At 68.6% G+C, this 24422-nt stretch carries 24 protein-coding genes, 1 pseudogene and 1 riboswitch; of the genes and pseudogenes, 12 read left to right on the top strand and 13 right to left on the bottom strand.

Translation table 11 applies throughout. The annotated features are described in order from the left end of the window. Positions 1 to 54: 54 nt before the first annotated feature. A riboswitch (TPP riboswitch) is annotated at positions 55 to 158 on the top strand. From FHP25_RS28225 to FHP25_RS28215, 3 genes are all read left to right on the top strand, one after another. Continuing rightward, on the top strand, positions 151 to 993 hold the full coding sequence (locus FHP25_RS28225; RefSeq protein ID WP_178133834.1) for an ABC transporter ATP-binding protein: 843 nt from the start codon (positions 151 to 153) through the stop codon (positions 991 to 993). It overlaps the preceding riboswitch by 8 nt. Before the next feature lie 55 nt (positions 994 to 1048). After that, positions 1049 to 1792 (top strand): ABC transporter permease, encoded by a 744-nt coding sequence (locus FHP25_RS28220; RefSeq protein ID WP_231712510.1) that lies wholly within the window; start codon positions 1049 to 1051, stop codon positions 1790 to 1792. 57 nt (positions 1793 to 1849) lie between these two features. Continuing rightward, complete coding sequence (locus FHP25_RS28215) at positions 1850 to 2821, top strand: ABC transporter substrate-binding protein (protein ID WP_147850322.1); 972 nt, start codon at positions 1850 to 1852, stop codon at positions 2819 to 2821. 56 nt (positions 2822 to 2877) lie between these two features. On the opposite strand, the gene FHP25_RS42005 is transcribed toward FHP25_RS28215, so the two are convergent. Together FHP25_RS42005 and FHP25_RS42710 are read right to left on the bottom strand one after the other, a co-directional pair. Beyond that, positions 2878 to 3183, bottom strand: a complete 306-nt coding sequence (locus FHP25_RS42005) for a cold-shock protein (protein WP_231712509.1) — start codon at positions 3181 to 3183, stop codon at positions 2878 to 2880. 3 nt (positions 3184 to 3186) lie between these two features. Beyond that, positions 3187 to 3402, bottom strand: a pseudogene (locus FHP25_RS42710) (cold-shock protein); the annotation flags it as partial. Positions 3403 to 3572: 170 nt separating this feature from the next. Here FHP25_RS42710 and FHP25_RS28205 point away from each other — a divergent pair. Then, entirely contained in the window at positions 3573 to 4448 is an 876-nt protein-coding gene (locus tag FHP25_RS28205) for an SDR family oxidoreductase (RefSeq protein WP_147850320.1), read from the top strand. A gap of 136 nt (positions 4449 to 4584) precedes the next feature. Here FHP25_RS28205 and FHP25_RS28200 read toward each other — a convergent pair whose 3' ends face one another. Continuing rightward, positions 4585 to 5070 (bottom strand): YajQ family cyclic di-GMP-binding protein, encoded by a 486-nt coding sequence (locus tag FHP25_RS28200; RefSeq protein ID WP_147850319.1) that lies wholly within the window; start codon positions 5068 to 5070, stop codon positions 4585 to 4587. Positions 5071 to 5695: 625 nt separating this feature from the next. Continuing rightward, complete coding sequence (locus FHP25_RS28195; protein ID WP_147850318.1) at positions 5696 to 7030, bottom strand: DUF1214 domain-containing protein; 1335 nt, start codon at positions 7028 to 7030, stop codon at positions 5696 to 5698. A gap of 282 nt (positions 7031 to 7312) precedes the next feature. On the opposite strand from FHP25_RS28195, the gene FHP25_RS28190 reads away from it, so the two are divergent. Then, positions 7313 to 7909 carry a LysE family translocator gene (locus tag FHP25_RS28190; protein WP_147850317.1) on the top strand — a complete coding sequence of 199 codons (597 nt, stop codon included), beginning with the start codon at positions 7313 to 7315 and terminating at the stop codon, positions 7907 to 7909. Between the two features lie 15 nt (positions 7910 to 7924). Here the strand turns inward: FHP25_RS28190 and FHP25_RS28185 are convergent, their stop codons facing one another. Beyond that, positions 7925 to 8254 (bottom strand): DMT family transporter, encoded by a 330-nt coding sequence (locus FHP25_RS28185; protein WP_147850316.1) that lies wholly within the window; start codon positions 8252 to 8254, stop codon positions 7925 to 7927. A gap of 29 nt (positions 8255 to 8283) precedes the next feature. Next, positions 8284 to 8919, bottom strand: a complete 636-nt coding sequence (locus FHP25_RS28180; protein ID WP_147850315.1) for a glutathione S-transferase family protein — start codon at positions 8917 to 8919, stop codon at positions 8284 to 8286. 107 nt (positions 8920 to 9026) lie between these two features. On the opposite strand from FHP25_RS28180, the gene FHP25_RS28175 reads away from it, so the two are divergent. Next, the gene (locus FHP25_RS28175) at positions 9027 to 9917 is read left to right on the top strand and encodes a LysR family transcriptional regulator (protein ID WP_218578650.1); all 891 of its coding nucleotides are present in this window, start codon (positions 9027 to 9029) and stop codon (positions 9915 to 9917) included. A 21-nt stretch (positions 9918 to 9938) separates the two neighbouring features. Here FHP25_RS28175 and FHP25_RS28170 read toward each other — a convergent pair whose 3' ends face one another. Continuing rightward, entirely contained in the window at positions 9939 to 11735 is a 1797-nt protein-coding gene (locus tag FHP25_RS28170) for an ATP-binding protein (RefSeq protein WP_147850313.1), read from the bottom strand. Positions 11736 to 12031: 296 nt separating this feature from the next. After that, complete coding sequence (bla, locus tag FHP25_RS28165) at positions 12032 to 12919, bottom strand: class A beta-lactamase (RefSeq protein WP_147850312.1); 888 nt, start codon at positions 12917 to 12919, stop codon at positions 12032 to 12034. A 117-nt stretch (positions 12920 to 13036) separates the two neighbouring features. Between bla and FHP25_RS28160 the strand changes: the two genes are divergently transcribed. Both FHP25_RS28160 and FHP25_RS28155 read left to right on the top strand, forming a co-directional pair. Next, a complete protein-coding gene (locus FHP25_RS28160; protein ID WP_147850311.1) occupies positions 13037 to 13945 on the top strand; it encodes a LysR family transcriptional regulator in 909 nt (302 codons plus the stop codon). A 66-nt stretch (positions 13946 to 14011) separates the two neighbouring features. Next, positions 14012 to 14212, top strand: coding sequence for a hypothetical protein (locus FHP25_RS28155; protein ID WP_147850310.1), 201 nt, complete (start codon positions 14012 to 14014; stop codon positions 14210 to 14212). Between the two features lie 12 nt (positions 14213 to 14224). Here FHP25_RS28155 and FHP25_RS28150 read toward each other — a convergent pair whose 3' ends face one another. From FHP25_RS28150 to FHP25_RS28140, 3 genes are all read right to left on the bottom strand, one after another. Then, complete coding sequence (locus FHP25_RS28150; RefSeq protein WP_147850309.1) at positions 14225 to 15028, bottom strand: SDR family NAD(P)-dependent oxidoreductase; 804 nt, start codon at positions 15026 to 15028, stop codon at positions 14225 to 14227. Positions 15029 to 15201: 173 nt separating this feature from the next. Continuing rightward, the gene (locus FHP25_RS28145) at positions 15202 to 16254 is read right to left on the bottom strand and encodes an amidohydrolase family protein (protein WP_147850308.1); all 1053 of its coding nucleotides are present in this window, start codon (positions 16252 to 16254) and stop codon (positions 15202 to 15204) included. Positions 16255 to 16436: 182 nt separating this feature from the next. Continuing rightward, complete coding sequence (locus FHP25_RS28140; RefSeq protein ID WP_147850307.1) at positions 16437 to 17399, bottom strand: aldo/keto reductase; 963 nt, start codon at positions 17397 to 17399, stop codon at positions 16437 to 16439. Positions 17400 to 17575: 176 nt separating this feature from the next. Between FHP25_RS28140 and FHP25_RS28135 the strand changes: the two genes are divergently transcribed. From FHP25_RS28135 to FHP25_RS28120, 4 genes are all read left to right on the top strand, one after another. Continuing rightward, complete coding sequence (locus FHP25_RS28135; RefSeq protein WP_147850306.1) at positions 17576 to 17902, top strand: NIPSNAP family protein; 327 nt, start codon at positions 17576 to 17578, stop codon at positions 17900 to 17902. 222 nt (positions 17903 to 18124) lie between these two features. Then, positions 18125 to 19396 (top strand): metal-dependent hydrolase family protein, encoded by a 1272-nt coding sequence (locus tag FHP25_RS28130; protein ID WP_147850305.1) that lies wholly within the window; start codon positions 18125 to 18127, stop codon positions 19394 to 19396. Between the two features lie 51 nt (positions 19397 to 19447). Continuing rightward, positions 19448 to 20386 (top strand): fumarylacetoacetate hydrolase family protein, encoded by a 939-nt coding sequence (locus tag FHP25_RS28125; RefSeq protein ID WP_147850304.1) that lies wholly within the window; start codon positions 19448 to 19450, stop codon positions 20384 to 20386. 187 nt (positions 20387 to 20573) lie between these two features. Beyond that, positions 20574 to 20915, top strand: coding sequence for a hypothetical protein (locus FHP25_RS28120; protein ID WP_147850303.1), 342 nt, complete (start codon positions 20574 to 20576; stop codon positions 20913 to 20915). Between the two features lie 88 nt (positions 20916 to 21003). Here FHP25_RS28120 and FHP25_RS28115 read toward each other — a convergent pair whose 3' ends face one another. Continuing rightward, positions 21004 to 22287 carry an aspartate aminotransferase family protein gene (locus tag FHP25_RS28115; protein ID WP_147850302.1) on the bottom strand — a complete coding sequence of 428 codons (1284 nt, stop codon included), beginning with the start codon at positions 22285 to 22287 and terminating at the stop codon, positions 21004 to 21006. Between the two features lie 87 nt (positions 22288 to 22374). Beyond that, positions 22375 to 24216, bottom strand: coding sequence for an ATP-dependent zinc metalloprotease FtsH (gene ftsH / locus FHP25_RS28110; RefSeq protein WP_147850301.1), 1842 nt, complete (start codon positions 24214 to 24216; stop codon positions 22375 to 22377). Positions 24217 to 24422 lie beyond the last annotated feature (206 nt).

Raw genomic sequence — 24422 nt, 5'->3', positions numbered from 1 at the left:
GCAAAAAGAAAGACGCTTGCAGGCCGCAGCACGAGCCGCCAGTATCGCGCGGCGAGAGTCACCGGGGGGAGCCGCGGCGGCGGCTGAGAGGTCCGACAGGACGACCCCTGGAACCTGATCCGGTTCGCACCGGCGTAGGGACGGTGAGCAATGTCTTCGGTCACGGCCGCTCCGGCGGGAGCGTCCACAGGTCATTCCAGGGAAGGTCAGGCCCGGCAGGCCGGCGCGGCGGTGCGACGCACGGCCATCGCGGCCCCGGCGATCCGCCTGCGCGGCGGGCGGGTGCTGTTCGAAGGCACGGCGCTGTTCGACGGCATCGCGCTCGATCTGCCGGCCGGCCGCACCACCTGCCTGCTAGGCCCGTCCGGCGTCGGCAAGTCATCGCTGCTGCGCGTGGTCGCCGGCCTGCTGGCGCCGGAGCCGGGCGCGACGCTGGCGGCCGACGACGGCATGCCATTGGCCGGACGCATCGCCTACATGGCCCAGACCGATCTGCTGCTGCCGTGGCTCGACGTGCTCGCCAACGCCACGCTGGGGGCGCGGCTGCGCCGCGATCCGGCGGCGCACGCGGCCGCCCGGCAGCGCGCGGCCGGCCTGCTGCAGGAAGTCGGGCTGGGCGAGCGGCTGGCGGCACGGCCGGCGACGCTGTCGGGCGGCATGCGGCAGCGTGTCGCCCTGGTGCGCACCCTGGTCGAGGACCGGCCTGTCGTGCTGATGGACGAGCCGTTCGGCGCGCTCGATGCCATCAGCCGGCTGCAGCTGCAGGACCTCGCCGCCCGCCTGCTGGCCGGCCGCACCGTGCTGCTGGTTACCCACGACCCGCTGGAAGCGGCGCGGATGGGCCATCGCATCCACGTCATGGCCGGCGCGCCGGCCACCCTGGACGCAGCGCTGGAGCTGCCCGCCGCGCCGCCGCGCGACGTCGCCGACCCGATGGTGCTGGCGACGCAGGCCGAGCTGCTGCGCCGCCTGGCCGAGGCGACGGCAGCATGAGTACCATGGCCGCCCGTCGGACCGCGCGCGTCGGCGCGCGCATGGAGACGACGCCTTGACCCTCCTGCGCCCCGTGCTCGTCGCCGTGGCGCTGATCGCGCTGTGGGAAGCCGTGGTGTGGCTGGGCGGCGTCCCGCATTACATCCTGCCGCCGCCCAGCATCGTGGCCCAGGAGTTCGTCGGCCGCGGCGACCTGCTGGCCGAGCATGCGGCATGGACGCTGATCGAGATTGCTGCCGGCCTCGTGCTGGGCGTGGCGCTGGGCGGCGCCACCGCGCTGGCGATGGCGCGGTTCGGCCGCCTGCGCGCCTGGGGCATGCCGCTGATGGTGATCAGCCAGGCGGTGCCGGTGTTCGCCATCGCGCCCCTGCTCGTGCTGTGGCTGGGCTACGGGCTGGCGTCGAAGATCGCCATGGCGACACTGGTGATCTTCTTCCCCATCGCCAGCGCCTTCTATGACGGGCTGCGCCGCGTCGACCCCGGCTGGCTCGACCTGGCGCGCATGATGGACGCGCCGCCGCTCTCGGTGCTGCTGCGCATCCGGCTGCCGGCAGCGCTGCCGGCCTTCGCCTCGGGCGTGCGCGTGGCGGCGGCCGTGGCGCCGATCGGCGCGATCATCGGCGAATGGGTCGGCGCCAGCGCCGGCCTGGGCTACCTGATGATGCAGCAGCTCGCCCGCGGCCAGACGGCTTTGGCCTTCGCCGCGCTGGTGGTGCTCTGCGTCATCGGCGTCGCCCTCTACTTTCTCGCCGATGCCTTGCTGCGGCGTGCGATGCCCTGGGTCCCCCACGCCGCCTGACCTGCCATGACGCCCGACCTGCCATGACGCCCGACCTCCCATGACGAAGGAGCCGACATGACCATCACCCGCCGACACACGCTTGCGGCCGGCCTCGCGCTGGGTGCCGCCGGCCTCGGCCGGCAGGCGGCGGCCGCCGACAAGGTCACCGTGCTGCTGGACTGGTTCCTCAATCCCGACCACGCGGCCCTGGTGATCGCCAAGACCCAGGGCTTCTTCGAGAAGCAGAATCTTGACGTGAGCCTGACGGTGCCTGCCGACCCGAGCGCGCCGCCCAAGCTGGTGGCGGCCGGCAAGGGCGACTACGCCGTCTCGTACCAGCCGCAGCTGCACATGTTCGTCGCGCCGGAGCGTGCCTCCGAGGCGCTGCCGCTGGTACGGATTGGTGTGCTTGTGCCGCAGCCTCTGAACGCGCTGGTGTCGCTGGCCAACGGGCCGATCAAGACCATCGCCGACCTGAAGGGCAAGAAGGTGGGCTACTCCGTCGCCGGCTTCGAGGACGCGATCCTTGCGGCCATGCTGGAAACCGCCGGCCTGACCCTGAAGGACGTGACGCTGATCAACGTCAACTTCGCCCTGACCACGGCGCTGAAATCCAGGCAGATCGACGCCGTGATCGGCGCCTTCCGCAACTTCGAGCTCAACGACCTCGAGATCGAGAAGCTCAAGGGCGCCGCCTTCCCGGTCGAGGATTTCGGTGTGCCCGTCTACGACGAGCTCATCCTGGTGGCGCGCCGCGACGGCCTCGACATCGACAGGACGCGACGGCTGCTCGCCGCCTTGCGCGAGGCGACGGCATGGCTGCGCGCCAACCCGGCCGCGGCGTGGGACGCCTTCGCGGCCTATGGCGGCAAGGAGGTCGCCAACGAGCTCAACCGGCGCGCCTGGCAGGACACGCTGCCGTTGCTGGCGTCGGATCCCGCCAGCCTCGACCGCACGCGCTATGCCCGCTTCGCGGCCTTCCTGAAGGCACGCGGCCTCATCAAGCGCGACGTGCCGCTGGAGAGCTACGTTCAGGAGATCAAGTAGCCCGCAGCGTGCATGTCCTCGCCCGCCTGCGGGCGAGGACGCCGCATGCTGCCAGCCTATGCCAGGCGGATCTCGGCGACCTGCAGGCCCTTGGGGCCGGTCGTGACGCGCACACGCACGGTCTGTCCGGGCGTCAGCCCTTCGATGCCGCTGCGCCGAAGAGTCGCGGCGTGCACGAACACGTCCTTGTCGGTGGCCTGTGGGCAGACAAAGCCGTAGCCGCGCTCGGCGTTGTACCACTTCACAAGCCCGACGACGAAGTCGTTGTCGTCGCTCTGCGCTTCGGGCGATGGCGCCGCCTGGGCCATCTCGGGACGCGGCATCGGACCGGCCGTGCTGAGGTCGATCGATGTGATGCGCATCACCTGCAGCCCTTTGGGTCCCTTGGTGGCATGGCAGCCAAGGGTCACACCGGGCGCGATGTCCTCATGCCCCGCCTGCCGGAGGACCGTGATGTGAAGGAACGCATCGCCTGTCCCGGATTCAGTGGTAACGAACCCGAAACCTTTGGTGGCGTTGAACCACTTCACTCGACCACGGAACTCAACAGTCTCCGGAGCGCTGCTGCCTTGCCCTGTCATCTGGGTCGTCATACACGCCGATCCCACTTTCTTCTTGTCCCCTGAAGAACCCTAACACTGAATCCGCGGCGCGGGAACAGTCCCAATTTCACTTGGCAACGCTCTCGACGAAAAGAAGTGCCCTGTCTAAAGGGTTTCGACACACATGCGCAGTGAACCGGAGGAAAAACATGTTCAAGGCCGATCTGTTCAAGGGCAAGACGTTCCTCGTCACCGGGGGCGGCAGCGGCCTGGGCAAGACGATGCTCGATAAGTTCGTCGAGCTCGGCGCCGACGCCGTGATCTGCGGCCGCCGCGGCGCCGTGCTGAAGCAGACGGCGGACGAGCTGATGGGGAAATATCCGGGGCGGCGGGTGCATGCCTATACCTGTGACATCAAGGTGGCCTCGGCAGTCGAGGAGATGGTGGACGCGGTGTGGCGCGAGGTCGGTCCGCTGGACGGGCTGGTCAACAACGCCGCCGGCAATTTCATCGCCCAGACCAAGGATCTCAGTCCGCGCGGCTTCGATGCCATCGCCGGCATCGTCTTCCACGGCACGTTCTATATGACCCATGCCTGCGGCAAGCGCTGGATCGCCGAGGGCCGCAAGGCCAGCGTGCTGAGCATCCTGACCACGTGGGTGTGGACCGGCAGCCCGTTCGTTGTGCCGTCGGCGATGTCCAAGGCCGGCGTCGCCGTCATGACCCAGAGCCTGGCCGTCGAATGGGGACGCTACGGCATCCGCCTCAACGCCATCGCGCCGGGACCGTTCCCGACCGAGGGCGCCTGGGCGCGGCTCAATCCGATGGGCGACAACACGCGCTACAAGGACCGCAACCCGATGGGCCGGGTCGGCCGCCATCCCGAGCTGGCCAACATGGCGGCGTTCCTGATGTGCGACGAGGTCGAGTACATCAACGGCGAGGTCATCGCCATCGACGGCGCCGCCGGCATCATGGGCAGCGGCACCTTCTCCGGCATGCTGAGCCAGACCGAGGAAGACTGGCAGAAGATCCGCGACGCGATCCAGTCGACCAACGCCACCGACAAGGCCAAGCGCGGATAGATCCGTCATCCCGAGCGGTTTCACTGTCATCCCGAGCGTGGCGAGGGATCTCCCGCGAATAGCGCACCGTGCGCCTTGCCGCAGGAGATCCCTCGCTACGCTCGGGATGACAGAGAGGCGCCTGGGATGACCGGCGCTAATCACGGAAATTGATGAACTGGACCGGCCGGTCAACTTCCAGGCCGCGCACCACATTCATCGCCGCCTGCAGGTCGTCCCTCTTCTTGCCGGTGATCCGCAGCTCGTCCCCCTGGATCGCGGTCTGGACCTTGAGCTTGGAATCCTTCACCGCCTTGACGACCGATTTGGCCAGCTCGCGGTCGATGCCCTGCTTGACCGTGACCACCTGGCGGACCGTGTTGCCCGAGGCGCGCTCGGAATCGGCGAAATCCAGCGCCTTGGGGTCGAGCTTGCGCCGCACGAAGTAGCCGCGGACCAGCTCCTGGACCTGGCGCAGCTTCATCTCGTCGTCGGCAATGATGGTGATGGCCGCCTCCTTGTGCTCCAGGGTCACCTTGCTGCCCTTGAAATCGAAGCGTGTGCCGATCTCGCGGCGCACGCCGTCGAGGGCGTTGTCGACCTCGGCGAGGTCGGTCTTGGAGACGATGTCGAACGACGGCATGGCCAGCTCTCTCAACGCGGAACGTCCCGATCCTAGTACCTGGAATCGCTGGTCGCTGATACGCCTGTCATCCCGGGCGCAGCGAGCGATCCAGGGCGCCGTCGCGGCGGCGGCCGGGGTCGCAGGCGAGCGGCGCACCTCTGATCGGGCCATTGATTTCGAATCCGTACCGGAAATACTGGAAAAATTACTTATAGTTTTCTTTCAACATGTTAGTTGCCGTTACTCAAGTACTGGAAAACTACCGGAAATTACTGGAAACCCTGAGGACCGAATGCCGGATGGGCGCAGGGTGAGGACAGCAGAGGTCATGCGTCAGCCCGATGATGGTGGAAGTGGTGGCGTTGCCAGACGAAGGCAACGACGCAGCGCCCGTTCGGTCCGGCGGCGGCCTTGCCCCTGACTATGGAACCCACAAAAGCGCCTGAAGGGCCCCGACGCCGAAAGCCGAATCAATACACTATTCTCCATAAAAGAACAAGATTTTTGTGGCCGGGATCGCACAACGATCGACGAGGACTACGCGAAATCCGAACCACTGACCAAGACCATCCCTCCCCAGGTGCCGGCAGCCAGCTCTTCGCAAGGCGCGCACCGAGACGTCCTGCCAGCGAGTGGCGAAGGCTCAGTGGACGCGCTGGACGGGCGCGGGGAACCACGTGCCATCGAGCACATCGGGCCTGGGCACATACATCCGCAGATCCAGCGCGAAAGGCCTGCCCGCCGGCGTGGGCAGCCAGTTGCTCTCCGCGATCCCCCTGGGCTGCGTCGGGGCCAGCCACAGGTTGAGGGAGCCGTCGGTATTCAGCTTCATGTCGGAGTGGCTGCTCAGGCCGTATCGCTGCAGCGCGTTGGACACGAGTTGATGGTCCGGCCCGCTGTAGAGCGTCATGGCCCAGAAGGCGTTGACCTGCGCCTCGGGCTTCCCCTCCCTCGGAAATCGGATCAGGTAGGTCCGGCTGCCATGCAGCGGCAGCCGATCGCGGTCGGTCAGGCCGGCGAATGAGGTGGTCTCGCTGGCGATGTTGGGCCATGTGCCACCGGCGTTGACGATGGCGCGGGCCATGATGTCGTCGCCGAAGCGGCCGGTGGCATACGTGACCGACCAGCCGCCCTTGTGCATGCCCAAGCCCTTGGCCCCTTGAGACAACGCCGGGATGGCCTGGTTCCTCACGACGTCTTCCACCCGCGCGCGGGCGGCGGTGTCGCTCTTCACGTAGGCGGACACCGCTTGCGCCATCGCCTGGTATGCGCCGGCCCGGGGCATCGGATCGGGACACGTGGCCAGCGCCGCCGCCACGTTGTCGAAGATCGCGGCCGTGATCGGCGCCGCGGCGCTGAAGGCCGGGATCCTGAGCGGCGGATCGTTCTTGATCCCCGGCGGCACGTCGAGCGTGAACCGGCGCTGCAGCTGCACCGCGTTGTCGGGAGTTCCCTTCAGCTCGACGCGCGCCAGAAGCTTCACCTTGGGTGCCGGCACCTCGATCCTGACCGCGCCGTCGGGCACGACGGGATGTGCGCCTTTCAGCACCAGAGCGAACGCGCCGGACGGACGGTCCGGGAACGTGCGGTCGTTGATGTTGGCGACGACCTCGCCCCAGCCGTCCACAAGCTGCGCCGTATAGTAGCGCCCCGTGATCCGGGGCACGTTCAGGATCACGGCGTTGCCGACGTCGACGGCGATCCAGGCCTCAAGGTCGGCAACATCGGGATTGGCGCTGGCGGCGGTGGCTGAACCCACCGGATTGTAGGTGATCTTGTTGTAGCCGACCTTCCTGACGTTGATGTCCCGGTGCTCCTGCTGCAGCACCAGGTAGCGGCCGTACATGTAGGTATAGGCGTCGACGATCTCCTTGTCCGTCGGCGTGGCGGGCTGCGCCTGGACACAGGCGGCGAAGCCCATGGCGGCGGACAAGACCACACCGCATGCCAGGCTGCTACGAGCGAACGTCATCACCATGGTTGCATGATGGGACCGCGCCACACTGATCGCATGACTCTCCCGGCTCAGCTATCCGAAAACCGAACCGCGGCGGTGACGGTCGATGTGTGCCGGGCTTCGGCGCCAATAGAGGTCGCCGCGGTCAACCTTGTTCGGCGCCGCGGGGCGCTACGGCGCCGATGGGCAAGATCATCCAAGACGCGCTTTAGCGGGGCACCCTAATACCGGCTATCGGTCGAAGGGGCGCTCGGGATGACGGATGCATCAGCGACCTGCGATTTCCAGCACTAGCGTGGCGCCGTGAGCATTGAACAAGCCATCGGCTTCCTGGTCTTCTCCCTGGTGGCGGCGATCACGCCGGGCCCGAGCAACGTCCTGCTGGCGGCGACCGGCGCCGTGGTCGGCGTGCCGCGCGGCCTGCCCTGCCTGGCCGGCGTCGCGCTGGGCATGGGGGTGCTGATCTTCAGCGTCGCGCTGGGGCTGGGACAGGTGATCCTGGGCCATGCCGCGATCCTGCAGGTGCTGAACTGGCTGGGCGCCGCCTTCCTGCTGTGGATGGCGTGGACGATCGCGGCAGCCGGCGCGGCTTCGGCCGCCGTGCAGAAGAAGCCGGCCGGCTTCACGAAGGCCGCGCTCTTCCAATGGGTCAACCCCAAGTCCTGGCTGGTCAGCACGGCCGCGGCGGGCGCCTATCTGCACGGCAATGCCGACAGCGCCCTGTTGCAGGCGAGCTGGCTTGCGCTGCTGTTCGTCGCCGCGGCGCTGCCCTGCGGCCTCGTCTGGCTGGCCTTCGGCGCGCTGATGCATCGGCTGCTGCGCAGCGCGCGGGCGGCGCGCATCTTCAACATCGTCATGGGTGTCAGCCTGGCGGCGTCGGTCGGGTTCATCCTGTGGTAGCCCCCTGCCCCCGCCTCATGCCGGCAGCACCTTGAGCGCAACCACGCCGCCGACGATCACGACGACCGCGGCCAGGCGCGCCGCGTTCATCGCCTCGCCGAACAGCAGCAGGCCCGCGACGACTGACCCGACCGCGCCAATGCCGGTCCAGACGGCATAGGCCGTGCCCAGCGGCAGGACCTTCAGCGCCTGGGTCAGCAGGCCGAGGAACACCGCCAGCGACGCCAACGACACCAGCGTCCAGCCCAGCCGCGTGTAGCCGGCGGCGTATTTCGTCGCCACCGCCCACACCACGTCGGCAATGCCGGACAGGACCAGGAACAACCACGCCGACGCGTTCGACATGACCTTCTCCCGACTTTCAATCGGGCCCTTCACGCCGCCTGCTCGTGCTGCAGGCTCGGCACCGCGATGCCCCGCTGCACGGCCGGACGCGCCGCCACCTCGGCGTGCCAGCGCGCCAGATGCGGGACGGCATCGAGCGTCAGCCCGATCCTGGTGACGGCGGCATGAATCCACGGCCAGGTCATCACGTCGGCGATGCCATAGCTGCCGGCGAGGTGCGAACGCGCCGCCAGTGCGCCGTTCAAAACCCCGAGCACCCGTCGCGACTCGCGCTCGAAACGCTCGATCACGGTCGGGATCTTGTCGGTTGCGAAGATCTTGAAGTTCCAGAGCTGGCCCAGGCTCGGACCAACATGGGCGGCCTGGAACAACGTCCATTGCAGGGTCGCCAGGCGCTCGTCCTCGGAGGCCGGCACCAGCACGCCGGCGCGTTCGGCCAGGTAGAACAGGATGGCGCCCGACTCGACGACGACGCGTCCGCGATCCGGATCGACGATCACCGGGATCTTGTTGTTGGGGTTGAGCGCCAGGAACTCGGGGTGGTGCTGCGCGCCCGCCTCGATGTCGACGACATGCACGCGGTACGGCAGGCCGGTCTCCTCGAGCATGATCGCGGCCTTGTGACCGTTGGGCGTCTGGTAGGTGTGAAGCTGAAGCGGGGTCATCGCGGATCCTCGGCAGGTGTTGTCGCGACACCCAGATGAGGTGTGCTTGCCTGCACGGCTATCTGCCTCTATGCAGTCTGCCTCTGCACAAACGCACAGGCCAAGCGATGGACTGGGACGGGTTGCGCTACGTGCTGGCGGTCGGTAGCGCCGGCACCCTGGCGGGAGCGGCGCGCACGCTGGGCGTCAACCACACCACCGTGCTGCGCCGCCTCGCCGCGTTCGAGGACGATGCCGGCCTGCGTCTGTTCGAGCGGCTGCCGACCGGCTACGTGCCGACCGAAGCCGGCGAGGCCCTGCTGGCCGCCGCCCGCGAGATCGACACCACCGTCACCGGCCTGGAACGCCGGCTGGCGGGGCAGGACCTGCGGCTGTCGGGGACAGTGCGCGTGACCACCACCGATACGCTGATGGCCTCATTGCTGCCGGCGATGCTGGCGTCCTTCCGGGCGGCGCATCCCGGCATCACCGTCGAGGTCGCGGTCTCGAACCTGATGCTCAACCTCACCCGGCGCGACGCGGATGTCGCGATCCGGCCGGCCGATGACCCGCCGCCGACCCTGGTGGGCCGGCGCATCGCCACCGTCGGCTTCGCGGTCTATGCCAGCCGGGCCTATCTCGAGCAGTCGACCGTGCCGGCCAGGCGATGGCACGCGCATGCCTGGCTGGCGCCGGACGACAGTCTGGCGGGCACGGCGACGGGGCGCTGGATCCGCGAGACCCTGCCGGACGCCGCCATCGCCGCCCGCGCCGACTCGCTGCTGGCGCTACGCGACCTGGCGGCGGCCGGGCTCGGGGTCGCCGCCCTGCCCCGCTATCTCGGCGACTTGTCGGCTGGCCTGGTCCGCATCGGCACGCCCGATATCCCGCCAACGGCGCTCTGGATCCTGACGCACCCGGACCTGCGGCGCACGGCGCGCGTGCGCGCCGTCACCGACTTCATGGCGCAGGCCTTCGCGCGGCAGCGCACGCTGCTGGAGGGAAAGACGGCGCGCTGAGCCAGGTGGTGCCTGCCGCCTTCAGGCGCTGTGCTGGTGCCGCTCGCTGGCCAGGCACTGGCGGATGGCGTCCGACAGGGTGTCGGCGCGATACGGCTTGGCCAGCACGATGAAGCCTTCCTCGACCACCTCGGCCGCGGCGTGGCTGTAGCCGCTGGTCAGCAGGATCGGGATATGCGGGAAGTGCTGCCGGACCTTGCGCGCGAACTCCAGGCCGGGCATCCCGCCCGGCATGACGATGTCGGAGAACACCAGGCCGAAGCGCTGCCCGCCCAGCAGCAGCGCCAGCGCCGTGCGCGGGTCGCGGGCGTGCCGGGTCTGATAGCCGATCAGGCGCAGCATGCCCGTGGTCACGGCCGCGACATCGTCGTCGTCCTCGACCAGCAGCACCGTGCCCGTGCTGCGCAGCGACTCCAGGCGTGCCTCGGCGATGCCGGCGGCCGGTTCCTCCGTCGAGCGCGGCAGCAGCAGCGAGACGGTGGTGCCGCGTCCGGGCGTGCTTTCGATGGTGACGCGGCCGCCGGCCTGCTGCGCGAAGCCATGCACCTGGCTGAGCCCGATGCCGGTGCCCTTGCCGACCTCCTTGGTGGTGAAGAACGGCTCGAACACGCGCGCCAGCACCGCCGGCTCGATGCCGATGCCGGTGTCGGTGACGTTCAGGGACACGAAATCGCCGGCCGGCGCGTCGGCCGGCCGGTCCGGCGTCGGCAGCACCAGGTTCGTGGCATCGATACGGATGAGGCCGCCGCTGGGCATGGCATCGCGCGCATTGACGCAGAGATTGAGCAAGGCGAGCTCCAGCTCGCCAAGATCGCACTGGATCGGCCACAACTCCTCGTCGAGCGCCAGGACGATGCGGATATCGCCGCGCAGCGAGCGCTGCAGCAGCTCCGTGATGTCCTGGGCCTTGGAGCGCAGATCGATGCGCTCCGGGCGCAGCGCCTGCTGGCGCGAGAACGCCAGGAGCTGGCGGGTGAGCCGCGCGCCCCGCTCGGCCGCGCGCTCGATCGTCTTGAGGCTCTGCACGTCGTCCGGCGACGTGATGCTGTCCAGCAGCAGCTCGGCGCTGCCGTGGATCACGGTCAGCAGATTGTTGAAATCGTGCGCCACGCCGCCGGCCAGCCGGCCGATCGCCTCGAGCTTCTGCGTCTCGCGAAACGCCTCCTGCGCGCGCTCGCGGTTGCGCACCTCGGCCTCGAGCTGCCGCGTGCGCTCGAGCACCCGCTGCTCCAGGGTCTCGTTGAGCTGGCGCAGCCGCTCCTCGCTCTGCCGCAGCGCCCGGTTGGTTTCCTGCAGCTGCTGCGCGCGATGCAGGACATCCACCGCCATGCGATCGACCCGCTCCAGCAGGCCCTGCGCGCGCCGCGCCTGGGCGCGGCCCTGTCGCTGCAGCCGGATGAAATCCGTCACATCTTCGACCCGGTGGATAACCCAGGCGACATTGCCGGCGCCGTCCCGCACCGGCGTGTTGACCGGGCTCCAGTAACGTTCCTCGTAGCCGCCGCCTTCCGATGCCGGGCGGCGCACGTCAAATTTCTGCACCGCCATGGTGTCAGGCACGCCATGCTCGATGGCGCGCAACAGCGAGGCCTTCAGGTTGCTGACGCCCGTAGCCTTGGGATCATCCGGATTATCCGGGAACACCTCGAAGATGCCGCGGCCCAGGATGTCGGCACGCCGCGTCCTGGTGGCGGCAAGATAGGCGTCGCTGACCGCCGCGATCGTGAGGTCAGGACGCACGATCAGATACAGGCCCGGAGCCGCTTCGAACAACGCGCGAAAATCAGGCGCTTGATCCGACTCGCGCCCAGCCACCATGGCACATCCTCTGAATCAACCCTGCCTTCGATTTGTCTACTGTAGAGTAAGGAAAAATAAGTGTCTCGCGTGAAAGTTACTTCGCCTCCGGGCCCGAAGCCATCATCCCGAACGCAGCAAGATTTCCCTGCTGCGTCCAGGACGTCGGTCTCGGCCCGCGCCGGCGCTGGTGACACATCTGTCATCCCGAGCGCAGCGAGGGATCTCCTGCGAATGGCGCACTGTGCGCTCTGCCGCAGGAGATCCCTCGCTGCGCTCGGGATGACGGCTGTGTCACCAACCAGTGATTGCGGGGACTATGCCAGCGCCGTGGCCACGGCGCGCGCGACAGATGCGATGGCGGCGTTCTGCCGGTCGGCGTTGACGGTGGCACCGGTGAGATAGACGCTCATGATCACCGGCTGGCGTCCCGGCGGCCAGGCGAGGCCGACATCGTTGGCGGTGTTCGAATTGCAGGTCCCGGTCTTGTCGCCGACACGCCAGTCCCTGGGCACGCCGGCGCGCAGGCGCGCGTCACCGGTCTTGTTGCCGACCAGCCAGGCCGTGAGCTGCTCGCGCGACGCGGCCGACAGGGCCGTGCCCAGCACGAGCTTCTGGATGGTCGCTGCCATGGCGGCAGGCGATGTCGTGTCGCGCGGATCATCGGCCCGCGCCTCATTGAGGGTCGGCTCGGTGCGGTCGAGCCGCGTGACGCCATCGCCGATCGAGCGGACAAAGGCTGTCACGGCCGCCGGCCCGCCGAAAGTCGCCAGGATCAGGTTGGCGGCGGCATTGTCGCTGAGCGTCACGGTTGCCGCGCACAGCTCCGCCAGCGACATGGTGCCGCCTACCCGCTCCTTGACCGCCGGCGAATACGGGATGATGTCGCTGGCCTGGACAGGGACGCGCCGGTCCAGCTTCTCCTTGCCGGCATCGACCCGCGCCAGCACCGCGGCTGCGGCCAGCATCTTGAAGGAGCTGCACATCGCAAAGAGCTCGTCAGCGCGATGGCCGGCGCTGGTCCCGGTCTGCGTGTCGAGCACCGCCACGCCCAGGCGACCGCCGCTATCGGCCTCGATCTTCTTGAACGTGTCGGCAAGCGTGGCGGGCAGCCCGGACTGGCGGGCCAGGCCGGTTCTGGCGGCGACCGTGCCGCCGATGAGGATGCCGCAGGCTGCTGCCGTGAATGAACGCCGATTGATCATGCAACTCTCCGTTACTGGCCGGCGCAAGGTGTCGTCGCAGACGGCTGTTGACAAACGATCATAAATCCGGCGAGCCCCTAGGAAAATTTGGGTCGCGCGCGGATGGGTGTTGGCGTCATGGCGAAGTCGAATGTGCCGTTGAACGCGCTGCGCGCCTTCGAAGCGTCGGCGCGCCATCTCAGCTTCACCAAGGCCGGGCTGGAGCTGCGCGTGACGCAGGCCGCCGTGAGCCACCAGGTGAAGGGCCTCGAGGAGATCCTGGGCCTGCGCCTGTTCCGGCGCCTGCCGCGTGGCCTGGCGCTGACCGATGAAGGCCAGGCGCTGATCCCTGTGCTTGCCGACTCGTTCGGCCGTATCCGTGCCATGCTGGAGCGCTTCGAGGACGGCCATTTCCGCGACGTGGTCACGGTCGGCACCGTCGGCACGTTCGCGACCGGATGGCTGCTGCCGCGGCTCAAGGTCTTCTGCGAGGCGCATCCCTATGTCGACCTGCGGCTGCTGACCAACAACAACCGGGTCGATATCGCAGGCGAAGGCCTCGACTACGCGATCCGCTTCGGCGACGGCTCATGGCACGGCACCGAGGCGGCGCGGCTGTTCGCGGCGCCGCTGTCGCCGGTCTGCGCCCCGACGATCGCGCAGAAGCTGCGCCGGCCCGCGGACCTGGCGCGCCAGGTGCTGCTGCGCTCGTATCGGGCCGACGAATGGGCACGGTGGTTCGAGGCCGCCGGCGTGCCTTGCCCGGTCGTGCGCGGCGCCGTCTTCGATTCGTCGGTCACCATGGCCGAAGCGGCCGCCCAGGGCGCCGGCGTGGCGCTGCTGCCGGTGCGCATGTTCGCGCGCGAGCTGCGGCGGGGACGCATGGCCCGCCCGTTCGACGTCGAGATCACGACAGGCGCCTATTGGCTCACCTGGCTCAAGTCCAAGCAGGAAACCAGGGCCATGCGCGCGTTCAAGGACTGGCTGGTGCAGAGCGTCGCGGCCGCCGAGACGGCCACCGGCGGCGCACGCCGCCGGCGCCGCTGATCGCCGTCGCATTTTGAGGTAGCCTGCTGCGCGAGCGCCGCCGGCGCCAGGCCAACCGGAGGGGATATGGACGATATCGTGAAGCGCCTCGAGAAGCTCGAGGCCCGGGTGAACTCGCTGGCCGAGATGGTCGAGCGGGTGACCATCAGCAACGCCACCATGCTGCGCGCCCAGCAGGGCGTGCTCGACCTGCAGCAGGGCCAGACCGAGGCCCTGCGCCTGGTGCGCGAGGAGCTGGCGCGGCTCAGCAAGGCGCAGCGGGACTGACCGCGCGATCCTTCATCCGTCCGAAAGGCGGTTGGGCAGCCCGGTCTGCGCCGTCAGGCCGCCATCGGCCACGATCGCAGCGCCGGTGACGTAGGACGCCAGGTCCGAGGCCAGGAACAGCACCACATTGGCCATCTCCTCGGGCCGGCCCAGCCGCCCCATCGGGATCGCGCCCAGCGTCCCGTCGGCGAAGCCGGGCAGCGCCATCGACGGCCGCAGCAGCGGCGTGTCGATGGCGCCGGGGCAGACGCAGTTCACGCGAATGCCGCGGCGCGCGTACTCGATCGCCGTGACGCGCGTGAGGTTGATGACACCCGCCTTGGCGGCGTTGTAGGCGCCGATCGCATAGTCCGCGAACAGGCCGGAGATCGAGGCGGTGTTGACGATGGCGCCGCCGCCGCGCTTGAGCAGCTCCGGGATTGCCCGCCTGGTGGCGCGGAACACCCCGGTCAGGCCGAGCTCGATCGTGTGCAGCCACACCTTCTCGTCGATGTCGGCGGTGAGGGCCAAGCGGCTCTGGCCGGCAGGCAGCGCCGGCTGGCCGAAGGCGTTGTTGTGCAGGATGTCGAGCCCGCCGAAGACCTGCACCGCGCCGCCGATCATGGCGTCGATGCCGGCCGGGGATGCGGCGTCGGCGGCGATCCCGGCCGCGATGCCGCCGGCCGCCGTGACCTCGCCGACCACGGCCTCGACCTTGGCCGCATCGATATCCGCCACAACCACTTTGGCGCCACGGGCCGCGAAGCCCAGCGCCGTGGCGCGGCCGATGCCCGACCCTGCGCCCGAGACCAGCGCGACCTTGCCGTCAAACCGCATGTGCATGTCCCTCCCGACTCTTCTACCGTCATCCCGAGCGCAGCGAGGGATCTCCCGCGAATGGCGCACCGTGCGCCTTGCCGCAGGAGATCCCTCTCCTGAGCCTGTCGAAGGGGGCGCTCGGGATGACAGCGAGGCCATATGCGAATGCCCTGCCCACTGCGTGAGGAGGATCAGCTGGCCAAGCGATAGAACCGTGTCGCGGTGCCGCTGAAGAGGTCTGCCTTCTCCGCGGCGCTGGCGCCCTGGGCGAGCCGCTTGCAGGCATTCCAGAACTCGGGATAGGCGTAGGAGCCCTTGTCGACCGGGAAATTGCTTTCGAACATGCATCGGCTGGCGCCGAAAGCCTCGATGCAGGTCTCCATATAGGGCTTCCAGGCCGCGGCGAGCGCCTCGGACGATGGCGGCTCGGCCTGCTCGTGGAAGGTGAAGCCGCCGATGCGCATGCCCAGGCCGCCCAGCTTCACATGCACATTCGGGCAGGCCGCGAGCGCCTGCATGGCCGGCCGCCAGCGCGCCAGCACTTCGGCCTGCTTGCCGGCATAGGCGCCGATATGCAGCGGGCCACCGACATGGTCGAGCACGATGGCGGTTTCCGGAAAGGCGCGCGCCAAAGCTTCCAGCTCGCCGATCTGCGGGTGATAGAGCCAGGCATCGAAGGACAGGCCGAGCTTGGAGAGCCGCGCGAACCCGTCGCGGAAGGCCGTGCTGTGCATCAGTCCCTGCGGCACCTGGTAGTTGGGGTTCAGCACCGACGTGTCGGTGTCCCAGGCCGAGATATGGCGGATGCCGCGGAAGCGCTCGCCGGCGACCCGCAAATGGGCCTCGAGCACGTCCTGCACGCGCGCCCCCAGCGCCAGGTCGGCGTGGCCGACAATGCCGGCGCAGACACGGGTGGCGCCATAGCCGCCGCTGGCGCTCATCGCGGCCACGCCGTTCACGAACTCGGTCTCGCCCAGGGGCTTCAGCTCGGCAGGCCCATCGGCGCGGTACATGGCGCGGCACTGCACGAACACGGTGGCCACGATGTTGTGGCCGCTGCCGGTATCGGCCAGCAGCTCAGGCAGCAGATAGCGCCAGCCCGGCCGCTCCCAGAGGTGATGGTGCGGATCGACGATCGGCAGGCCGGGCTCGAGGATGTCCTCGCGCCGCCGCGCCAGCCAGTCCTCGCGCACCGGCAGATAGCCGTGGAACGGCGGCGTGGTGGTGGTCGGCGTGGTGCTCATGGGTCCTCCCTGAAAAATTTCACCACAGAGACACAGCGCAGCCTTTGGCCGCAACCCGGGGGAAGCGCTTCATGGTGAGCTTGTCGAACCATGCGGCGCCGCACGGGCAGTGGTGCGGCGCTTCCTCCGCCCTTTGGGTTGCGGCCAAAGGCTGCGCTGTGCCTCTGTGGTGCGTTCTCGTCTCATGGCCGCACGCGGTCGGGCAGGTCGAGGCCGACGCCCTCCAGCGCGCCGAACAGGTCGTAGAGCTGCTGCACGTCGGCGGCGGGCAGCGGCGGCTTGAGGATCGACTCGATGTTGGCGCGCAGATGGGCGCGATTGCCGGTGCCGAACAGCACCACGTCGGTGCCCGGCTCATGACGCGCGAAGCGATAGGCGGCATCGGTGAGGCTCGAGGCGCCGCCCTCGTGCACCAGGAAGCCCAGCGGCCGATCGGTGTCGGCGAGGCCGGAGGGCACCCGGCCGGCGGCGGCGAGGTCCTTCATCGTCCGCGCCAGCAGGCCGGGTACGCTGAAAATGTTGCGCACCACGAACATCAGCAGGGTGCCGATGCCCTGACGGCGAGTGTGGGGGAAGAGTTTCAGGCGCGCGCCCTGGTTCATCATGTGGAAGGCAAGCATCATCACCTCCCAGCAGGGATCGTGCACGGCACGCTGCAGCGTCTTCTGCGCCGGATCGCGCGGACCGGTCTCGGTGATGCCGAGATGGCGCAGCTTGCCCTTCTCCTTCTCGCGCAGCAGCGCCGGCGCCAGCTCGCCCAGCGCATGCGCGTAGGCATCGGGCGCCACGGCGTGCAGATGGAAGACGTCGACATGATCAAGGCGCAGCCGGCGCAGCGACGCCTCCAGCGCCTGCACCACCTCGGCGGCCGATCGCAGGCCTGCCCCGGCACGGATCAGGCACTTGGTCGAGATCACGACCTGCTCACGCGGCACCGCCGAAACGGCCCGGCCAACAATATCCTCGGTGCCGTAGGCCTCGGCCGTGTCGATGAAGCTCACGCCCAGGTCGAGCGCCTCGCGCACCAGCGCCACCGACTCGTCGGCGCTCAGGCCGGTGCCCTGCCCGATGCGGCTGTTGCCGCCGCAGCCCAGGCCGGCAACGCTGACACGCAGGCCCGTCCTGCCGAGGGTGGTGTAGTCCATGCGCCCTCCTCCCGCGCCCGACCTGCCGAGCCCGTCAACCATGCCGGCCGGCGCGCCGGTGGAGAACGGCCAAAGCGGTCTGACTGCCGTGCGCAGCGCGAGCTTGCTGCTGGCCACGCCGGCCCGGCTATGATCGACTGCTGCCGTCGTACGACGCGCCAAGCCAGGAGGAAACCATGCTCTACGAGTTGCGGGTCTACCGCTGCGTGCCCGGACGCCTGCCCGCGCTGCTCAAGCGCTTCGACACCATCACCCTGAAGCTGTGGGAGAAGCACGGCATCCGCCAGGCCGGCTTCTGGACAACCGCCATCGGCGAGTCGAACCAGGACCTCTACTACCTGCTGGCCTGGGACTCGCTGGCCGATCGCGAGCAGAAATGGAACCGCTTCATCTCTGATCCGGAGTGGCTCTCCGCCCGTGCCGAGACCGAGAAGGACGGCCAGATCGTCGCCAATGTCAGCAACGCCATCCTGCAGCCCACCAGCTTCTCTTCGGTGAAGTGACATCGGCGGAAGGACCGCGAGAAGATCAACCACAGAGGCACAGAGACACAGAGGGGGCACAGAGAGAAAAGATCGCGCGCCTTCGGCGCGCCGAACCATCTCTGTGAAGCTCTGTGCCTCTGTGCCTCTGTGGTGAAGTCTTCATGTCTGAGCCGCATCAATTCACAGGGTCGACGCACTGCGAGGTCCTTCGCGTCCGGAAGACTTGAACGGGAGGAAGCCATGTCGCAAACCCTGTTCCGCAACGTCCAGGTCATCGACGGCAGCGGCGCTGAGCCGTTCAGCGCCGATGTGCTGGTGGCCGGCAACCGCATCGAGGCGATCGGCCGGCAACCCGGCGCCCTGCGCGCGGCGCCCGATGCGGTGGTGGTCGACGGCCTGGGGGCCACGCTGATGCCGGGGCTGGTCGAGGCGCATGCCCATCCCAGCTTCGCCAACACGCCATCGATGCCGGCCCTGGGCGACATCCCGCCCGAGGAGCACACGCTGATCACCATGAAGTTCGTGCGCCTGCTGCTCGACCACGGCTTCACCAGCATCAACTGCGCTGCCGCCGCCAAGCCGCGCGTCGATATCGTGATCCGCAACGCCATCAACGCCGGCGACATTCCCGGTCCACGCATGCTGGCCGCCTCGCCCGAGATGACCGTGACCGGCGGCCTGGGCGATGTGCGCCTGTCGCATATGCATCGCGAGACCTTCGCCGTGGTCGCCGACGGGGCCGACGAGTTCCGCCGCTGGGCCCGCCTCTTCGTGCGCGAAGGCGCCGACACGCTGAAGATCAACCCGTCAGGCGACGAGGGTGTGCCTGGCGCGCCGGCGCACACCACGGTGATGACCGACGCCGAGGTGGCGGCCGTGTGCGATGTGGCCCACCATCACGACAAGCGCGTGGCAGCGCATGCCCGCAGCGCCGACTCGGTGAAGATGGTGCTGCGGCACGGCGTGCAGATCGTCTATCACGCCACGCTCGCCGACGCGGAGGCGCTGGACATGCTGGAGGCAGCCAAGGACCGCGTGTTCGTGGCGCCCACCATCGGCATCACCTGGGCCGCCTACAAGGAGCGCGGCTCGCTGTCGGCCGACGCGGCGCGACGCCTGAACCACGAGCTCGAGCTGGGCTGCGCCAACATGAAGGCGCTGCAGAAGCGCGGCGTGCGCGTCCTGCCGGGCGGCGACTATGGCTTCGCCTTCAACCCGATGCCGCGCAACGCGCGCGACCTGGAGCACTTCGTGCGGCTGCTCGGCTTCAGCCCGATGGAGGCGATCATCGCGGCGACCCGGCATGGCGGCGCGCTGATGATGCAGGGCGGCGAGCTCGGTCAGGTCAAGGAGGGCTACCTTGCCGACCTGCTGCTGGTCGACGGCGATCCGCTGCAGGATATCAGCCTGCTGCAGGATGCCGATCGGCTGATCGCGATCATAAAGGACGGCGTGTTCCACAAGGCACCACAGGATCGTCGCCGCCAGGCCGGGAAGCTGGCGGCAGAGTAGCCCCTCTCCGCCTCGCCTGTCGGGCGAAGAGGGTTCAGAAAGGAGAGCTCCATGAAGCTGGCGTACTTCGATGATTTCGTGCCGGGTGTGATCCAGGGCGACAGCGTTGTCGATGTCTCGTCCGAGGTGCGCGACATCCCGCATACCGGGCCCCACGATCTCATCAGCGGGCTGATCGTGCGCTTCGAGCAGTACCGCGCCCGCCTGGAAGATGCCGCCCGGCGTGGTCCGGGCAGGAAGCTGGCCGATGTGCGCCTGCGCCCACCCCTGCCCCGGCCCGTCAACATCGACTGCATGGCGCAGAACTACATGGAGAACGGCACGCTGCGCGAGCCGGCGCCGATCAACGGTTTCCACAAATCGCCCAGCGCCGTCATCGGCGACGGCGACACCATGGTGCTGCCCGACGTGCCGGCGACGATCTTCGAAGGCGAAGCGGAGATGGCGGTGGTGATCGGCAAGCGCGCCACCAATGTGCGCGCGGCCGATGCCATGAGCCATGTCTTCGGCTACGTGAACTTCATCGACGGCTCGGCCCGCGGCCTGCCGCCGGCCGGCAACGTCTTCTACCAGATGAAGTCGCGCGATAGCTTCGCGCCGATGGGGCCGTGGCTGGTGACGGCCGACGAGATCGCCGACCCGCACAATCTCGCCGTCCGGCTCTGGGTCAACGGCGAGATCAAGCAGGACTTCAACACCAGCGACATGGCCTACAAGATCCCGCGCTGCATCGAATGGGTGAGCTCGATCCACACGCTGGAGCCGGGCGATGTCCTGGCGACCGGCACCAACCACCGCGGCCTGTCGAGCTTCCAGGACGGCGACCGCATCGAGCTGGAGACTCAGGGGCTGGGCCGCCTGCGCATCAACGTGCGCGACGACCTGAAGCGCACCTGGCTGCGCGAGACCCGCCTGGACCGCCAGAACAAGGGGCAGGCCGGCCCCACACCGCAGCTCACCGGCAAGCACGCACCCAAGGCGCCGGCGTAATGGGGGGAAGCTGCTATCTGCTATCCGGTGGAAAGCGGGTCACGATTGTCATCCCGAGCGCAGCGAGGGATCTCCTGCGAATGGCGCACCGTGCGCTCTGCCGCAGGAGATCCCTCGCTGCGCTCGGGATGACAGGTGTGTCACACCAACCAGTGATTTCGGGTACTACCTTGCACAGGAGGGAGCCATGGCTAGCAAATACCTCTTCATCGTCTCCATGGATGTCGAGCCCGACAAGGAGGCGCTGTTCAACGAGGTCTATGACGAGCATATCGGGTTCATCCGGCGCGTTCCCGGCGTGCGGGGCGTCAGCCGTGCCAAGACGGCGCCGGCCGCCGTGATGATCGGCGGCGAGAAGAAGCCGCTCATCGGCGAAGGCGAGCCCACCTATACCGCCATCTATGAGCTCGACAGCCCGGACGTGCTGCTGAGCCAGGCCTGGCAGGACGCCGTCGAGGCCGGCCGCTGGGCGGCGCAGGTGCGGCCCCACACCAGGAACCGCCGCCACGTGCTGCGGCAGGTGATCTGAGCCAATTCGTTACGGTCGGGCCGCGGCGCTCCAGCGCCGCCTCATGATCATGATGCGCCGCTGGAGCGGCGCGGCCCGACCTCATTCCCTATCCCGCCAGCGCCGCGGCCGCGACGTCGAAAGCCGCCAGCGCCGTCGCGATATCGCGCTCGTCATGCGCCAGGGAGATGTAGAACTTGCTGTCGCCCTTGAGCACGCCGTTCTCGCGCAGCACCTGGTTGAAGCGCCGCATCATCTGGGCATCGCCGCGCGCCGTGTCGCGGTAGTCGCGCATCTCGCCGTCGGCGAAGACGACGTCGAACAGCGGCGGCTCGCCGGTCACCCGTGCCTTGACACCTGCCTTCTCGAGACGCGAGCGCAGCCCTTCCATCAGGGTCCTGCCGGTCGCGAACAGGCGCTCGTAGGTCCCGGGGCGGCGCAGGACGTCCAAGGTCGCAAGGCCGGCGACCGCCGCGATGGGATTGCCGCTCAACGTTCCGATCTGCGGCAGGAAGCCGGCCTCGCCTACCGCGCCGCGGTCGAAATGCGCCATGATGTCGGCGCGACCGGCGATGGCGGCCAGCGGGAAGCCGCCACCGATCACCTTGCCCAGGGTGCAGAGGTCCGGCGTCACGCCGTAATAGGCCTGCGCGCCGCCATAGGCGAAGCGGAAGCCGGTCACGACCTCGTCGAAGATCAGCGGGATGCCGTGGCGCGCGGTGAGCTCGCGCAAGCCCTGGAGGAAGCCCGGCCGCGGCGGGATCGAGCGCTGCATGGGCTCGACGATCACGCCGGCCAGCTCGTCGCGGTGCTCCGCCACCAGCGCCGATGCCGCGTCGAGGTCATTGAACGGCGCCACCAGCATCTCCTGGCGCAGCGACGCGGGAATGCCGGCGGAATCGGGAGCCGCCTGCGGGAAGTTGCCGGGACGCGTCGGCCACAGGCTCATCAGCCCGTAGTCGCTCATGCCGTGATAGCCGCCCTCGAACTTCAGGATCTTGTCGCGCTTGCGATAGGCGCGCGCCAGCCGCATGGCATAGAGGTCGGCCTCGGAGCCGGTCGACACGAAGCGCACCTTCTCGGCGCAAGGCACCGCCTCGACGACCGCCTCGGCCAGCCGGATGCCGTGCTCGTTGTTGGCGAAGAAGGTGGTGCCGCGCGGCACCTGATCCAGCACCGCCCGGTTGACGTCGGGATGGGCGTGGCCGACCAGCATCGGGCCGGAACCGAGCAGGAAATCGACATAGGCATTGCCGCTGGCGTCCCAGACGCGGCCGCCCTTGCCCTCGCGGATCACAACCTCGCTGGCGGTGTTGCCGAAGCCGCCGGCCGGCAGCACGCGCCGGGCGGTCTCGACGATCGCGGCTTCGGTGTCGCTTTGATGTAACGTCACGGTCAGAGCCCCTGGTCAGGCAGGTATGGGCGAAAGCCTATCGCACCGCGACGGGCGCTCCAAGATATCGATGCACGCGCAAAGACGTCACGATGCTGCCTCGCCCCGCACCGGCGGCCGGGCTTCCTGGACCAGGGCTTTGAGCTCGGCCTCATCGAGCGTCTCCTTCTCCAGCAGGCGGCGCGCCGCCCGCTCCAGCAGCGCGCGCCGCTCGGTCAGGATCGCCGCGGTTCGATCGAAGGAATCGTCGACGATACGGCGCACCTCCTCGTCGATCGAAGCTGCGGTCTCGTCCGAGAAGTCCCGCTCTCGCGGCCCGCCGGGAAAGGCATTGGGGCTGAGATAGGAACGCTGATCCTTCTCAAGCGCGACATGGCCGATCTTCTCGGACATGCCGTAGCGCGTGACCATGGCGCGGGCGATGTCGGTGACCTTGGCGAGGTCGTCGGCGGCGCCGGTCGAGAGGTGCTTGAAGACGATCCACTCCGAGGCACGGCCACCCAGCAGCACCGCCATCTTGTCGAGCAGCTCCTGACGCGTCATCAGGAAGCGATCCTCGGTGGGCCGCTGGATCGTGTAGCCCAGCGCGCCGACGCCGCGCGGGATGATGGAGACCTTGTGCACGGGGTCGGTCCCGGGCAGCGCCATCGCGACCAGCGCGTGCCCCATCTCGTGATGCGCCACGACCTCGCGCTCCTTGGGATTGAGCAGCCGGTTGCGCTTCTCCAGGCCGGCGACGATACGCTCGACGGCATTGTTGAAGTCGTCCATGGTCACGGCATCAGCGCCGCGGCGCGTGGCCAGCAGGGTCGCCTCGTTCACCAGGTTGGCGAGATCGGCGCCGGTGAAGCCCGGCGTCAGCGCCGCGACCTTCTCCGGATCCACGTCGGCCGCGAGCTTGGCCTTCCTGAGGTGCACCTGCAGGATCTGGATGCGGCCCGGCTTGTCGGGCCGGTCGACCAGCACCTGGCGATCGAAGCGCCCGGCACGCAGCAGCGCCGGGTCGAGGATCTCGGGCCGGTTCGTCGCCGCCAGCAGCACCAGGCCCGTGGCCGACGAATCGAAGCCATCCAGCTCCACCAGCAGCTGGTTGAGGGTCTGCTCCTTTTCATCGTGGCCGCCGCCGAAAGGACCGATGCCGCGCACGCGCCCCAGCGCGTCGAGCTCGTCGATGAAGATGATCGCCGGCGCCTTGGCGCGTGCCTGCTCGAAAAGATCCCGGACCCGGGCGGCCCCCACGCCCACGAACATCTCGACGAACTCCGAGCCGGAGATCGAGAAGAACGGCACCTTGGCCTCCCCCGCCACCGCCTTGGCCAGCAGCGTCTTGCCGGTGCCCGGCGGGCCGACCAGCAGGATGCCCTTGGGCAGCCGGCCGCCCAGCCGGCCGTACTGCTCCCGGTTCTTCAGGAAGGAGACGATCTCCTCCAGCTCGGCCTTGGCTTCGTCCACGCCGGCGACGTCGCTGAAGGTCACCCCCGTGTTCGCCTCGACATAGATCTTGGCCTTGCTCTTGCCGATCTGCATCAGGCCGCCGCCCATCGTGCCGGCGCGGCGCAGCAGGAACATCCAGACGCCGAGGAACAGCAGCACCGGAACGACCCACGACAGCAGGTCGCGCAAGAACGTGCTTTCGATCTGGCCGTTGAAGCGGACGTTGTAGCGCTGCAGCTGGGCCGCGAAATCCGGCTCGACGCGGGTGGTGACGAACCGCTTCTGCCCGCCCGGCAGCGGATCCTTCAGCTGCCCCTGGATGAAGCGGTCGGAGACGGCAACCTCCGCGACCTTGCCTTCCTGCAGGTACTTCTCGAAGTCGCTGTACGGGATCTGCGCGACCTGCTGGTTCATCGCGAAGATGTACTGCAGCACCAGCAGGCCGCCGAACGCGGCGATCCAGTACCAGACGTGGAACTTGGTCTGCTTGGTCATGATCACGCTCCGCTGCCGGGCTGCCCGCAGGCGCCTTGTACAACGAGCGGCGCGCCGGCGGGTTTCCGCGGCCAGGATACCCCTGCGACCGGTGACCGGCCAGGGCGGCAGGGTGAGGCCCCCGTCATCCCGGGCGCCCCTTCGACAGGCTCAGGAGAGGGATCTCCTGCGGCAAGGCGCACGGTGCGCAATTCGCAGGAGATCCC

The organism is Vineibacter terrae, assembly GCF_008039615.1.
Classification (GTDB): domain Bacteria; phylum Pseudomonadota; class Alphaproteobacteria; order Reyranellales; family Reyranellaceae; genus Vineibacter; species Vineibacter terrae.
Note: the sequence above shows the minus strand (reverse complement) of the source record. Positions and strands in the feature narration are given on the sequence as shown.